Source organism: Clostridium facile (assembly GCF_014297275.1).
Classification (GTDB): Bacteria; Bacillota; Clostridia; order Oscillospirales; family Ruminococcaceae; genus Massilioclostridium; species Massilioclostridium facile.
Genome location: NZ_JACOQK010000001.1, coordinates 2,600,381 through 2,615,165 on the forward strand (window position 1 = coordinate 2,600,381; position 14,785 = coordinate 2,615,165).

Below are 14,785 nucleotides of genomic sequence, written 5' to 3' on the forward strand. Positions count from 1 at the left end.
TCAAATCTTTTCATGCTTCTTATTATACTTCATTTGAATGGAATACACAAGTTTTTTTGTAAAAAAGTTTCCAAAAATTTTTAAAAAGAGGGTTTCCTTTGTTTAAACTGATAAATCGACTAATTTCCCGTCTGCAATTTTTAAAGTGCGTTGCGCTTGGTTGGCAATTGCTGGGTCATGTGTAATCAATAAAATAGTTTTTCCTTCGTTGTGAAGGATTTGTAAAATTTCCATAATATCATTACCAGATTTACTATCCAGGTTACCAGTGGGCTCATCCGCCAATATAATAGGTGGGGAAGAAGCGATTGCCCTTGCGATAGCAACCCGTTGCTGCTGTCCTCCAGATAATTGATTTGGTCGGTGGTGCATACGGGTGTTCAGACCCACCTGATGTAGTGCAGAAGCAGCTAACAATTTGCGACGGTGTTTTGGTATATTTTGATATTTTAAGGGGAGCTCTACATTTTCTAAGGCGGTGAGGTTAGGAATCAGGTAAAAGCTTTGGAACACAAAACCTATTTTTTCATTGCGGATTTTACTTAACCTATTTTGAGTAAAGCAGGCGACATCTTCCCCATCTAGGAAGTATTTACCAGAATTTAAGGTGTCCAAACAACCTAGTATATTCATTAATGTGGATTTTCCCGAACCAGAACATCCAATAATGGATACAAATTCACCTTTCTGGATGCCAAAAGAGATATGGTCCATAGCACAGATCGTTTCTTCACCCATTGGATATATTTTGGTAGCTTCCTGTAATTCAATTAGCATAGCGTCCTCCTTGCATTCATATTTTATAGTATGCAAAAATCAAAGCAAAAATATGTATCCATCTAAGCCAATTTTTATAGCTCATAATTTAGAAAAAATTCATATTAATAACATAGTTGTTTTTAAAAATTCATGATCTATTTACGCAATGATTACAGCTTACTTACAAACTGTTACAATAGGCGATTTTACTGGACTTTTTGAAAAAAATACTGGACTTTTCCTGGCCATTTTGATATACTTGATAAGGTTATAAAATATTTATAATTACGACAAAAATAAAAGGATAATAATACCATTGAATTTTCATTTTGATATAGAAAACAGCGCTTAATATCATTAGATTATAGAGTGGACATAATGGCGAGAATCAAACATAAATTTCGTTAAAATAGACAAAAAAATTTTGGAATAAACGAACTGGAAATAAAAATAGTGTTTCTGAGCAAACTAAAATTATAGAATAAAGATTTGGATTGGTGTAATTGGAACGATACACTCAGGAACAGATCAAGGCGGAGGCGTATAAGCTTGGAAAAATTTGTGATAAACGGTGGAAAACCCTTAACTGGAGAAGTAGAAATTAGCGGAGCAAAAAATGCGGCTGTTGCAATTATCCCTGCAACACTGTTGGCGGAAGGCCCATGTATTCTGGAAAACCTTCCTAATATTAGTGATGTTACCATTGGCTTTAATATTTTACGCGCAATGGGAGCCAAAATTCGTACCATCAACAACAATACATTTGAAATTGATACTACCTATGTGACAGAGCCGGTGGTTCCATATGAAATGGCAAAATATATGCGTGCTTCCTATTATTTTTTGGGAGCATTGCTTGCACGATTTAACCGTGCTAGTGTTGCCATGCCTGGAGGCTGTAATTTTGGTGTGCGCCCGATTGATCAGCACTTAAAAGGATTTAATGCGCTAGGAGCGGATTATACCATTGATCATGGTATGATTGACGTAAAAGCGGAGCAAGGGCTTTTGGGAACCCAAATTTATTTTGACGTGGTTTCTGTTGGAGCTACGATTAATGTCTTATTGGCTGCTGTAAAAGCAAAAGGGTTGACCATTATTGAGAACGCCGCCAAAGAACCACATATTGTGGATTTAGCAAATTTTTTAAACTCTATGGGTGCCGATATTATGGGCGCAGGTACTGATGTTATCAAAGTGCGTGGAGTGGAAAAGTTAAATAGCACTACCTATGGCATTATTCCTGACCAGATTGAGGCTGGAACCTATATGGTGATGGCTGCCGCAACCAAAGGGAATGTTTTAATTAAAAACGTAATTCCAAAACATTTGGAATCCATTACTTCCAAACTAGTTAAAATGGGAGTTACTGTTGAGGAATATGATGACAGTATCCGTGTGATTTCTCATGGGAATTTACAGCGTACCAGTGTAAAAACCCAGCCACATCCAGGTTTTCCAACCGATATGCAGCCGCAAATTACTACTTTGCTGGCAATGGCAGAGGGTACTAGTATTGTAACCGAAGGTGTATGGGATAATCGTTTCCAATATGTGGATGAATTACGCCGTATGGGTGCGAATATTTCAGTAGATGGAAAAGTAGCTGTGATTGAAGGCTGCGGGGCATTGCACGCAGCTCCTGTAAAAGCAACCGACCTACGCGCCGGTGCTGCTATGGTAATTGCGGCGCTTTCTGCAAAAGGAACAACTGAGATTGAAAATATTCACCACATTGAACGGGGATATGGTGATATCGTCGAAAAATTGCAGCATTTAGGTGCTGATATCAAAAAGGTCATTATTCCAGATGGTGCGGAATTGAAGCAAGCACTGTAATTAATATGATACAACAAGTAACAATAACAGGCCGGTTGATTCCCGACCTGTTGTTTTTTCGGAAGTACAGCAGGGGGCAGCGATGAAATTTTATTCTCTTTGTAGTTCCAGCAAAGGAAATTGTACCTATTTAGGGGATGGAAACCACGGTATTTTAATTGACGCTGGTTTTGGTATTCGTAATTATACTAACTCCATGCGGTTGGCCGGATTAAATCCAGATGGCATACAAGCCATTTTTATTACCCATGAACATAGTGACCATATCAGCGGTTTGCGGAAACTGACAGAAAAATATCAGGTACCTGTTTATGGCTCTAAAGGCACACTGATCGAATTATTAAAAAAAGAAGCAGTTTCCCCCACAACAAAGCTATATGAAATCAACCACAGAGCAGTCCAGATTGGTGATTGGGAGATTCGGGCGTACCATACTTCCCACGATAGCGCGGAGAGCTTAGGGTATACAGTATCTAGCCAGCAAAAAAAGGTTGCTTTATGTACTGACCTAGGATATGTATCAGAAGAGGTACAACAACAATTACAGGGCAGTGATTTTGTGTTGCTGGAATCCAATTATGATGTACATATGCTGTTTACCGGCGGTTACCCACCCTTTTTAAAAGAACGAATTTTTTCAAAAAAGGGGCACCTTTCCAATGAGGATTGTGCAGAACAATTAAAATGGCTGATTCAACAAGGGACAAGCCGGTTTTTATTAGGGCATTTGAGCAAGGAAAATAATCTTCCTCAAATTGCATTAGAGCATTCCGTTTCCTATTTACAGCAAAACCAGATGATGATTGAACAGGATTATCGGTTGGAAGTGGCGCCAGAACGAAATCCTGGCAAGGTGATTGAAGTATGATGAACGTACAGATTTTATGTGTTGGGAAATTAAAAGAGCAGTATTTGAGGGATGCTTGCGCGGAATACAGCAAACGGTTGGGGGCGTTTTGTAAATTATCGGTTGTGGAAATCAATGAATGCAAAATAAGTAATAATCCCAATCAGGCAGAGATTGAGCGAGTTATTGAAACAGAAGGTGTTTCTATTTTAAATAAAATCCCAGCCCAGAGTTATGTAATCCCTATGTGCATTGAAGGGAAACAGATGAGTTCGGAGCAGCTGTCTCAAAAATTTGAGCAGGTTGCGTTAAATGGGATTAGTTCGGTTACATTTATTATTGGCGGATCCTATGGGCTTTCTAATCAGATAAAACAACGGGCTGATTATCGCCTTTCTATGTCTTCTATGACTTTTCCGCATCAGCTGGCACGTGTGATGTTGCTGGAACAAATATATCGTGCGTTTTCGATTTCTGCAAATACAAAATATCATAAATAATAACAGTACCCAGTTGTAAAACTTTTTACAACTGGGTTTTTCTATGAACAATACGCAAATAATAATTTATAATAGATTTATTTTTCTGGAAGGATAATAGCATATTTTTAAAGAGATGGAATATTTCGTTTTACTCATTTTATTATCATAAATACAAAAAATGAATGTGCTATACAGCGAAAAATTTTATTCGCAATCCTCTTGTTTTTTTGTAGTAAAAGGTATATACTGATTTTAGACACCCCCTAGGGGGGTAGAGGAGGGTGCAAATGAAACAACAAGCTACAATACAAATTACAGGAATGACCTGTGCCAATTGTTCTTCGTTTATCGAAAAACGTTTAAATAAAACAGAAGGAATTCTGTCTGCTACTGTGAATTTAGCCACGGAAAAGGCAACAATAGAGTTTGATACTGATAGGATCTCGTTACAGCAGATTCATGAATTCATCAGTAAAATCGGTTATGGTACTATACAGCCCCAGTCTCATAAAGTCACTTTGATGATTACTGGAATGACTTGCGCAAATTGTTCTGCTTTTGTGGAACGAACATTAAATAAAATGCCGGAAGTCATACAGGCGAATGTGAATCTAGCTACAGAAAAAGCCGCCGTCACTTTTGAGGATAGCATTACTACAGATGATTTGATTGCGGCAGTGGAAAAAGCGGGATATGGTGCATCTGTATGGGAAGAAACCAAAATAGACCAACAGCAGGATAACAAACAAAAAGAGTTAAAACATGCCAGAAATCAATTGATCCTTTCGATCATTTTAACAGCGCCATTGATTTTGGGGATGGTGTTGAATGCTGTTGGAATTGCCAATTCGTTCACCGCTTTTTTGCATAACGAGTGGACCCAGTTAATTTTGGCAACACCAGTGCAATTCTATATAGGTGCCCGTTTTTATAAAAGCGCGTTCAAAGCGTTGCGCAGTGGAACCGCTAACATGGACGTATTAGTTGCGTTAGGGACATCTTCCGCCTACATCTTGAGTATTGTCAATGGATTTTTCTTAAATGCTGGCCAGCATGTGGCACACGGCCATATGAAACCAATTTATTTTGAATCCTCTGCCACTATTATTACATTGATTTTATTGGGGAAATTCTTGGAGGCCAACGCAAAGGGAAAAACTTCCGAAGCTATCAAAAAATTAATGGGGCTACAGGCAAAAACAGCCCGTATTTTAAAAGATGGTCAGGAAGTGGAAATCTCTATTGAACGGGTAAAAGTAGGGGACCATATTGTCATCCGTCCAGGAGAAAAGATTCCTGTGGATGGTAAGATATTAGAAGGTAGTTCTTCCATTGATGAGTCCATGTTGACAGGGGAAAGTTTACCAGTAGAAAAACATACTGGAGATTCTGTGATCGGTGCTACCGTGAACCATGCGGGCAGTTTTGTAATGGAAGCAGAGAAAATTGGAAAAGACACCGCATTATCCCAAATTATCCGTTTGGTAGAAGATGCCCAGGGACATAAAGCGCCAATCCAAAAGATTGCGGACAAAGTGGCTGGCGTCTTTGTCCCCACCATTATTGGAATTGCCATCCTCACGTTTATTCTTTGGAGTATTATCACAGGGGATATCCAAAAAGCGATTATCAACGCTGTATCCGTCCTTGTAATAGCTTGCCCGTGTGCACTAGGGCTGGCAACACCTACTGCTATTATGGTGGGGACAGGAAAAGGAGCGGAAAATGGTATCTTAATCAAAGGTGGGGAACACCTACAAACTGCTGGAACCATCAATGCGATTGTACTGGATAAAACAGGCACTATCACAGAAGGAAAGCCTGATGTAACTGATATCCATCCATTTGATATGGAACAGCAGGAATTATTGCGCATTACCGCTGCGGCAGAACGAAATTCCGAGCATCCACTGGGGCAGGCGATTTATCAATACGGTATGCAAAACCTTCCAAACATTCCAAAACCGGAACAATTCCAATCCATTACAGGCCAAGGAATTTCTGCGGAAATTGAGGGCCATACTGTACTGGTTGGAAACCGTAGGTTAATGGAACAGCATCAGATTGATTTCTCTATGGCAGAACAACCGGTGGACCAATATGAACAACAGGGTAAGACAGCGATGTTTACTGCAATGGATGGTAAGTTGATTGGTGTTGTTGCGGTTGCGGATACGGTAAAATCAAGTTCCGCACAGGCGATCCAACAGCTTAAGGACATGGGATTGGAAATCTATATGATTACGGGGGACAATCAAAAAACCGCTAACGCCATTGCGCAACAAGTGGGGATTATCAATGTGTTAGCTGAGGTTTTACCGGAACATAAGGCTTCCCAAGTAGAACAGATTCAAAAATCTGGTAAGATTGTGGCTATGGTTGGGGATGGAATTAATGATGCTCCAGCTTTGGTAACAGCCGATTTGGGGATTGCCATCGGTACGGGAACAGACATAGCGATTGAGGCGTCGGATATCACCTTAATCCGTGGGGATTTGAATTCTATCCCACAAGCAATCCGTTTGTCTAGAAAAACAATGCGCAAAATCCGCCAAAATCTATTCTGGGCGTTTATCTATAATTCCATTGGGGTCCCATTTGCAGCATTCGGCTTTTTAAGCCCAATTATCGCAGGGGCTGCTATGGCATTCAGTTCCGTATCGGTTGTTTTAAATTCCCTCAGTTTAAAGCGTTATCACCCAGAAAAACATTCATAGAATTACTGATAATGTGCCAACAGGTAATTTATGTACACTGATGATAGAAAACCACAACAATATGGCTATGCCTTTAAGCCTTATTGCTGTGGTTATTATTTAGATGGTGGAGGTTTACTTTTATTTGTAAAATCATAATAGAAGTTTCATTATCTATAGCGAGCCTCAATAGTAGCTGTGAAAGTAAATGATGATTTACTGCTCCAATAAGGATATAGATCTTTTTTCAGTGCTATGTTATAATTACCATAAGAATAAATGAAACATTTTTGGAGGATCTTATGACGGAAAAAGAAAAAATGTTGACAGGGCAAGTATATGATTGCAGTGATTCTGAATTATTAACTCAATGGCACAAAGCCAAGAATTTAATAAGGGATTACAATCAAACAGATTCTGAGAACTTACAAGAAAAAGAATGTATTCTAAATGAATTGTTGGGAGAAAGGGGAAAAAATTTATGGATTACCCCACCTTTTTATGTTGATTATGGAAACAATATTTATCTTGGAAACAACTGTGAAATAAATATGAACTGTACCTTTTTAGATGATAATAAGATTACGATTGGAGATAATGCCTTAATCGCACCCAATGTCCAAATATATACTGCTTTTCATCCAACAAATGCAGCTGATAGATTTGGCGAACTCAACGAGGATAATTCGTTCCAATTTTGCAAAACTCAAACTGCTCCAGTAACCATCGGCGATAATGTATGGATTGGTGGAGGGGCAATTATTTTGCCAGGTGTTACAATAGGAGACAATGTAGTAATTGGAGCAGGAAGCGTTGTGACTAAAGATATTCCAAGTAATACAATAGCCTATGGAAACCCTTGTAGAATCATAAGAAAAAACAGATAATTCTTGATTTGGACAAAAGATGAACTGTTTATAGAACTTCATATTAATTTTATTTTCTAATTGAAATCTTAGGGCGGTAAGTAGTAAATCATAAGAACAAGCGTTATTCCATTTATCTTTTCTGTATTAAATTTAAGAGAATCACTCTTATTATTGATAGAATCTTATGTTATGAAAAAATAGCAGGCACAAAAATGCCTGCTATTTTGCTTTACAATAACAATATTCATTACAAATTAGTTTGCTAGTTCAATTTGGTGGAATAAAGTATTTGATAAAGTCCGTTTCATGATTTTAATATTAGACAAAAATTAGGATTTATCACCCGGTTTAAAGATCAATGCAATTAAAAAGGCAAACAGGATGGCGGCGGTTACCCCTGTTGCACAAGCAGTGAATCCGCCACACAGTGCACCCATCAGCCCACTTTTCGCAACAGCTTCCTGGACGCCGGTGGATAAAAGGTATCCAAACCCTGTTAAAGGGACCAATGCCCCCGCACCAGCGAATTGGACAATTGGTTCATAAATCCCCAGAGCTCCTAATATAACGCCGGTAACTACAAAGGTAACTAAAATTCGAGCAGGGGTAAGTTTCGTGTAATCAATTAAAATTTGCCCAATAACACAAATTCCACCGCCTACCAAAAACGCTTTTATACAATCCAATAACATCTATTCTCTCTCCTTTCCTTTATGGCTGGAAAGATGGACAAGGTGGGCAATTCCTGGGATGCTTTCCCCTTGTTGGTTGGTAACGGTGGACATCAGAGCTCCCGTTGCAACAAATAGAATATCTTGCAATCTGCCCAGTTGTAATTCTTTTAAAAAATGGGAACACAATACAGCGGCACTGCATCCACAGCCGGAGCCCCCTGCATGAACATCCTGGGTCTTTTGGTCGTATAGCAAAAGGCCACAATCCTTGTGCCGTTGTGAGATATCAATCTTGCCCAACTGTAAGAGTTGTACTAACAGGGTAGAACCCACCTGACCTAAATCACCTGTTACGATCAGGTCGTATTGTTCTGGGGTTGTTTTCGTATCCTCCAAATAGCGTTTAATGGTATCCGCTGCTGCTGGTGCCATCGCAGCCCCCATATTGTTAATATCAGTGACCTCCAAGTCAACAATGGTTCCTATGCAGACATGTTTGACGTAAGGTGGTTTGTCTGATTTCCCCACTATTACAGCACCGGAAGCTGTGGCAGTCCATTGTGCTGTTGGAGGACGTTGCCCACCATATTCCAGTGGATAACGGAACTGGCGTTCCGCTGAACAAAAATGAGAAGAGGTAACAGCCAAAGCGTGATCGACAAGGTTAGTATCCACCGAAAGGCTTGCCAATGCCAAACTTTCCGCCATGGTAGAACAAGCTCCATACAATCCTACAAAGGGAATTTTTAAATCCCGTATTCCGTAGTTGGAGCCCACACATTGGTTCAACAAATCCCCAGCGAAAACAAGCTGTATTTGGTCTGGGATCAATCCACTTTTTTGGATTGCGAGAGTAGCAGCTTCTTTTTGCATTTTACTTTCGGCTTTTTCAAATGTTTTTTCCCCGAACAAGCCGTCTTGAAATATCATGTCAAATTTATTTCCAAAAGGGCCTTCGCCTTCTTTTTTACCTGCAACTGCGGCAAATCCAGCTATGCTTGGGAGATGGTCCAGTTGAAAGGTACTTCTTCCAATCCTCATAAATGTTCCCCCTTAAAATAATTGAATGATATATAGAATTACGCCATAAATTGCGGAGGCAACTGTTCCATATACAATTACAGGCCCAGCAATGACAAACATTTTTGCGCCTAATCCTAATACATAACCTTCTGCTTTGAATTCCAATGCTGGGGAAACAATTGCGTTGGCAAATCCGGTGATTGGAACAATGGTGCCAGCGCCTGCAACTTTGGCGATATTGTCAAACACCTTTAGCCCTGTTAGGATTGCGGTAATGCCAATAAAGGTAACCGAAACACAAGCAGCGGCTTCGGGTTTTCCCAATCCTGCAGCGATATACAGCTGGCGGAGTGCTTCCCCAATCCCACAAATTAAGCCGCCAATGAAAAACGCCATTGGAATATTTTTGGCGGAAGGTGATTTGGGGGAGGCTTGTTCTACCATTTGGCTGTACTCAGTAGGAGTTAATTTCATGTAAGACCATCCCTTTCCATACGATTGTTTCAAATTTTAGTTCCAAATTATTTTTATTATTAGCAAATCCTTCCGTTTTATACAGGACGAGACTTTTCGAATATTTTTTGACAGTTGAAAATTGATTTCTTGCAAGTAATGAAAAATGGTTTATAAAATAATGTTATATCTTTGTGTAATATACAGAATTTTCTTTTTTGGGTTGAAAAAAACAGATGGGAACCTTGAGAAATTGCAGTGATTTACTTGCATTGTAGTGAGCGGTTTGTTATAATAAAAACTGTTGTGGATTTATATCCATGGTTCGTAAATAAGAGTTAATATTAATTTTGAAGTTAAAGTGAGGTATGGACTTATGCCTGCAAAAATTGTAGTCGGCGTTCAATGGGGCGACGAAGGTAAAGGTAAAATCATTGACATTTTGGCTTCCCGCGCAGATGTTGTTGTGCGCTCACAGGGCGGTAACAACGCTGGTCATACAGTGGAAAGCAACGGAGAGACCTATAAGTTGCATCTGGTACCATCCGGCATCTTATACCCCAACACCACCTGTCTGATTGGTTGTGGCGTAGTAATCGACCCACAAGATATTTTAAGGGAGATTGACGGTTTAATTCAACGGGGGATTGATTGCAACAACTTAAAAATCGACCCACGTGCCCACGTGATTATGCCATGGCACCGTAAATTGGACGGATTAAGTGAAGCTGCCTTGGGCGGCAAGCAGATTGGTACTACAGGCCGTGGGATTGGTCCATGCTATATGGATAAAGCGGAACGTAGTGGGATTCGTATGTACGACCTGGTACATGAATCTATTTTCCGTGAAAAAGCTGCTGCTGTTGGTGCGTTAAAAAATAAAATTATCACCCAGATTTATGGTGGAGAGGCATTGGACGTTGATACTATTATTGAAGAATATGTAGGATATGCGAAACGTCTGGCTCCATATTTAGCGGATGTATCTGTGTTGACTTATGAAGCTGTAAAACAGGACAAAGAAATTCTGTTTGAAGGGGCTCAAGGAACCTTGTTGGACTTGGATGTTGGAACCTATCCATATGTTACTTCTTCCCATCCATTGTCTGCTGGATGCTGTATTGGCTCCGGTGTTGGCCCAACGGTAATTGATGAAGTAATTGGGGTTGCGAAAGCATATACCACTCGTGTAGGGGCTGGCCCATTCCCAACCGAGTTATTCGATGAAATGGGCGATATGATCCGTAACCGTGGCAACGAGTTCGGCACAACCACTGGACGTCCAAGAAGAACTGGATGGTTTGATGCAGTGATCCTCCGTCATGCGGTACGTGCCAATGGGTTAACCGCTTTGGCAATCAATAAATTTGATACTTTAAGTGGGATTGAAACCTTAAAAGTATGTGTTGCTTATAAAAAACCGGATGGCACTATTTTTACAGAATACCCATGTGATATTCAAGAATTAGAAGATTGCACACCGGTTTATGAGGAAGTACCTGGTTTTTCCGGAGACCTTTCCAAGTGTAAAACATATGATGAACTGCCACAGGAATGTAAGGATTATATTGCTTATCTGGAAAAAGTGTGTGGATGCCCAATTAAAATGGTTGGTGTAGGCCCTTCCAGAGACCAGAACTTAGAGAGATAACCATTTGAAGGAACGGCCGTTTCCCAATCTAATTGGGAAACGGCTTTTTTGTTTGTTTTTGAAAACCTCAAATTTTATCGGAGATTCGAAAAAATCTTGATAAAGTTTTTAAGAGAAAGCGGTTTTTACGGAACAAAACCAATGTAAGTATATGGTCTATTTCAAAGCTAGTTTATTGTTTTTTTTGGAATAATAAGTGTATAAAGTCTGAAAGTCATTTATTAATCTATTGTGAAATAAATGGATAGCTTAACTTGAACAAGATAAAACTTATTAGGAGTAGGCAAAATACTTTTGCGGTAATTTTTACAAAGCGTTTTCAAAATTATCGTTTTTATTATTGGCAATACTGTTGGATAATATGGTATTTTTAAAAATTATGTATAGGAGCGGTTCTGTTTCAATCTATTTATAACTTTTTGTTTTTTAGTTGATTTTATTACTATAAGTAGAAAAATACATCAAAAATTATAGTATCGTTGATCTTATTACGAAAAGCAGATTTGTTCTGTTTTTGGATACTAGGATTCAATAAGAAGTTTGATGTATCTGTCGTCGTTTCAAAGAGCAAAGAATATTTGAATTGGATTATTTTTTGATATCCTCTTGCATTCCAGTGAAAAATATAGTTTAATGGATAGAGAAGACGACATTTGGGGGAAATAAAATGAGTACGTTAAATATTGTGTTGGTGGAACCACAGATTCCACAAAATACAGGGAATATTGCCCGTACCTGCGCAGCTACTGGCGCACGGCTCCATCTGGTAAAACCATTGGGCTTTGCAATTGATGACAAAAAGCTCAAACGAGCTGGATTGGACTATTGGCAATACCTTGACATTACCTATTATGAAAACCTGGCGGAATTTTTAGAGAAAAATGCGGATGGAAATTTCTTTTTCTTTACAACAAAGGGCCAGCATATTTATTCGGATGCGGAATATCCGGATAACTCCTATTTGATTTTTGGTCGGGAGGATGCGGGACTTCCAGAGGATTTACTCTACCATCATCCAGAAGATTGTGTTCGGATGCCGATGCTAGGAATGATCCGCAGTTTAAATTTATCCAATACCGTTGCAATCGCTACCTATGAAGTATTGCGCCAATGGGGATTTCCAAAATTAAAGACCACTGGCGAGCTGACAAAATACACCTGGAATTAATTTTTATGGAGGTAAACTATGGCTAAAATTAAAATTATGACGGATTCCGCTTGTGATATTCCAAAAGAGAAAGAGCACGAACTAAATATCCGTATATTGAATTTTCCCATTACTATTGAGGAAAAAGGATACCGGGAACGGGAAGATTTTGAAACCCAAGAGTTTTATGAAGTTCTAGAAAGTTGTACGAAAATCCCTACTCATGCGCAGATTACACCAATTGAATTTGAAGAAGCTTACCAAAAATACTATGACGAAGGTTATACAGATCTAATTTATATTTCCATCAATAGTAGTGGTTCTGCTACGTATCAGAATTCGATTATGGCAAAAAATACTTTTTTTGAGGAACATCCAGAGGCAAAAGATTCTTTTCAAATTCATATTGTGGATTCTACTACCTATTCCATGGTGTATGGATATGCGGTTATAGAAGCAGCAGAAAAAGCGAAAAAAGGTGCTCCAGTAAACGAGATTATTGCGTTTGTAGAAGACTGGGTTCATTCTGCCCATGTTTATTTTGCCACCTATGATTTGAAATTTGCGAAAAAATCTGGACGTGTTAGTGCTGTAGCAGCCTTTGTTGGGGAGTTAATGGGGCTAAAACCAATTTTAACGTTTGACCATGGCAAATCCAAAGTATTGGGTAAAGTACGTGGGGAAAAAGCGGTAATTCCAGATTTAATCAAACGCGCTAAAGCGGAGATGACCCCAAACACTCCATATTATATTTTGTCCGGGGATAAGCCGGAAAAGACAGAAGAACTGGTGAAAGAATGTAAAAAAGCACTGGGTGGGGAGCCGCAAGGCGTTTACCCAATTGGGGTTGTTATCTCGATTAACGCTGGGCCTCAGGTAGTAGCGGTTGTTGTAAAGGGCAGCCAAAATTCCAACTAAAATACTGTTTTTTTCGGAATTATAGTGAAACTGGATAACCGAATGGGAAAAAGGCGGAAATTTCCCGGAAACCACTTGAAAAAACTGCCTTAATTGGATATAATATAAATTAGTTTGTTATTCTGTTAACATTCTTCCTAAACGGAAGAACAAATATTTTTGATTTTCTAAGATTGAAAGGATGGCTAATATGACTTCTTTAAACAAAAAGACTGTTGATGACATCAATGTCGCAGGTAAAAGAGTTCTTGTTCGCTGCGACTTTAACGTACCACTGAAAGATGGTGTGATCACTGACGAAAATAGAATCGTTGCTGCTCTGCCAACTATTAAAAAATTAATTGCGGATGGCGGTAAAGTAATCCTTTGCTCCCATATGGGCAAACCAAAAGGCGAACCAAAACCAGAATTATCCCTGGCTCCTGTAGCAAAAAGATTGTCAGAACACTTGGGCAAAGAAGTAGTATTTGCTGCTGATGATAATGTTGTAGGTGAAAACGCAAAAGCTGCTGTTGCTGCTATGAAAGACGGCGACGTAGTATTGCTGCAAAACACTAGATATCGCAAAGAAGAAACCAAAAATGGTGAAGAGTTCAGCAAAGAACTGGCTAGCTTGGCAGATGTATTTGTAAACGACGCTTTTGGTACCGCACACAGAGCACATTGTTCCACTGTTGGCGTAACTGATTATGTAAAAGAAACCGCTGTTGGTTATCTGATTGGGAAAGAACTGCAGTACCTGGGCAATGCTGTCAATGATCCAGCAAGACCATTCGTTACCATTTTGGGTGGCGCAAAAGTTGCAGATAAATTGAATGTTATTGAAAATCTGTTGAACAAAGCAGATACTTTGATTATCGGCGGCGGTATGGCATATACTTTCCTGGCTGCAAAAGGCTATGGTACAGGTACTTCCCTGTTGGATGAAGAAAAAATCGACTACTGTAAAAATATGCTGGCAAAAGCAGAAGAAAAAGGTGTTCAAATTTTACTGCCAATCGACTGCACCATTGCTGATGAATTCCCAAATCCAATTGATGCTGAAATTCCAGTAGAAGTTGTTGCAGCGGATGCAATTCCTGCTGATAAAATGAGCCTGGATATCGGTCCAAAAACAGCGGAACTGTTTGCAGAAGCTGTAAAATCTGCAAAAACAGTTGTTTGGAACGGACCAATGGGCGTATTTGAAAACCCAATCCTGGCAAAAGGTACGATCGCGGTTGCAAAAGCAATGGCTGAAACCGATGCGGTAACAGTAATCGGTGGTGGTGACTCCGCAGCAGCAGTAAACACCCTGGGCTTTGGTGATAAAATGACCCATATCTCCACTGGTGGCGGTGCTTCCCTGGAATTCCTGGAAGGAAAAGAACTGCCAGGTATCGCAGCAATCCAAGATAAATAATTAATTGCTGCTTTTACGATACAGT

At 39.4% G+C, this 14,785-nt stretch carries 13 protein-coding genes; 9 read left to right on the plus strand and 4 right to left on the minus strand.

Annotated elements, in window-relative coordinates; all coding sequences use genetic code 11:
• Nucleotides 1-102 precede the first annotated feature (102 nt).
• Nucleotides 103-777 carry an ABC transporter ATP-binding protein gene (locus tag H8Z77_RS10845; RefSeq protein ID WP_186997005.1) on the minus strand — a complete coding sequence of 225 codons (675 nt, stop codon included), beginning with the start codon at nt 775-777 and terminating at the stop codon, nt 103-105.
• A gap of 531 nt (nt 778-1,308) precedes the next feature.
• Here H8Z77_RS10845 and murA point away from each other — a divergent pair.
• The 5 genes from murA to H8Z77_RS10870 all read left to right on the plus strand — a co-directional run bounded on the left by murA (nt 1,309) and on the right by H8Z77_RS10870 (nt 7,510).
• A complete protein-coding gene (murA, locus tag H8Z77_RS10850) occupies nt 1,309-2,598 on the plus strand; it encodes a UDP-N-acetylglucosamine 1-carboxyvinyltransferase (protein ID WP_186997006.1) in 1,290 nt (429 codons plus the stop codon).
• 82 nt (nt 2,599-2,680) lie between these two features.
• Complete coding sequence (locus H8Z77_RS10855; RefSeq protein ID WP_186997007.1) at nt 2,681-3,466, plus strand: MBL fold metallo-hydrolase; 786 nt, start codon at nt 2,681-2,683, stop codon at nt 3,464-3,466.
• Complete coding sequence (rlmH, locus tag H8Z77_RS10860; protein WP_186997008.1) at nt 3,463-3,945, plus strand: 23S rRNA (pseudouridine(1915)-N(3))-methyltransferase RlmH; 483 nt, start codon at nt 3,463-3,465, stop codon at nt 3,943-3,945. The genes H8Z77_RS10855 and rlmH overlap by 4 nt, the downstream gene beginning before the upstream one ends.
• 269 nt (nt 3,946-4,214) lie before the next feature.
• On the plus strand, nt 4,215-6,644 hold the full coding sequence (locus H8Z77_RS10865) for a heavy metal translocating P-type ATPase (RefSeq protein ID WP_186997009.1): 2,430 nt from the start codon (nt 4,215-4,217) through the stop codon (nt 6,642-6,644).
• A gap of 281 nt (nt 6,645-6,925) precedes the next feature.
• Nucleotides 6,926-7,510 (plus strand): sugar O-acetyltransferase, encoded by a 585-nt coding sequence (locus tag H8Z77_RS10870; protein WP_186997010.1) that lies wholly within the window; start codon nt 6,926-6,928, stop codon nt 7,508-7,510.
• A gap of 311 nt (nt 7,511-7,821) precedes the next feature.
• Here the strand turns inward: H8Z77_RS10870 and spoVAE are convergent, their stop codons facing one another.
• The 3 genes from spoVAE to spoVAC are packed head-to-tail and all read right to left on the minus strand — an operon-like array spanning nt 7,822 to nt 9,663.
• Nucleotides 7,822-8,178: a stage V sporulation protein AE gene (spoVAE, locus tag H8Z77_RS10875; RefSeq protein ID WP_083256335.1), complete on the minus strand. Its 357-nt coding sequence runs from the start codon at nt 8,176-8,178 to the stop codon at nt 7,822-7,824.
• Between the two features lie 6 nt (nt 8,179-8,184).
• Complete coding sequence (gene spoVAD / locus H8Z77_RS10880) at nt 8,185-9,207, minus strand: stage V sporulation protein AD (RefSeq protein WP_186997011.1); 1,023 nt, start codon at nt 9,205-9,207, stop codon at nt 8,185-8,187.
• A gap of 12 nt (nt 9,208-9,219) precedes the next feature.
• Complete coding sequence (spoVAC, locus tag H8Z77_RS10885; protein WP_186997012.1) at nt 9,220-9,663, minus strand: stage V sporulation protein AC; 444 nt, start codon at nt 9,661-9,663, stop codon at nt 9,220-9,222.
• 355 nt (nt 9,664-10,018) lie between these two features.
• Between spoVAC and H8Z77_RS10890 the strand changes: the two genes are divergently transcribed.
• From H8Z77_RS10890 to H8Z77_RS10905, 4 genes are all read left to right on the plus strand, one after another.
• Nucleotides 10,019-11,293 (plus strand): adenylosuccinate synthase, encoded by a 1,275-nt coding sequence (locus H8Z77_RS10890; RefSeq protein ID WP_186997013.1) that lies wholly within the window; start codon nt 10,019-10,021, stop codon nt 11,291-11,293.
• 667 nt (nt 11,294-11,960) lie between these two features.
• Nucleotides 11,961-12,461 (plus strand): tRNA (uridine(34)/cytosine(34)/5-carboxymethylaminomethyluridine(34)-2'-O)-methyltransferase TrmL, encoded by a 501-nt coding sequence (gene trmL, locus H8Z77_RS10895; RefSeq protein WP_069987021.1) that lies wholly within the window; start codon nt 11,961-11,963, stop codon nt 12,459-12,461.
• Nucleotides 12,462-12,479: 18 nt separating this feature from the next.
• Nucleotides 12,480-13,358 carry a DegV family protein gene (locus tag H8Z77_RS10900; protein ID WP_186997014.1) on the plus strand — a complete coding sequence of 293 codons (879 nt, stop codon included), beginning with the start codon at nt 12,480-12,482 and terminating at the stop codon, nt 13,356-13,358.
• Nucleotides 13,359-13,548: 190 nt separating this feature from the next.
• Nucleotides 13,549-14,760 carry a phosphoglycerate kinase gene (locus tag H8Z77_RS10905; protein ID WP_069987025.1) on the plus strand — a complete coding sequence of 404 codons (1,212 nt, stop codon included), beginning with the start codon at nt 13,549-13,551 and terminating at the stop codon, nt 14,758-14,760.
• Nucleotides 14,761-14,785 lie beyond the last annotated feature (25 nt).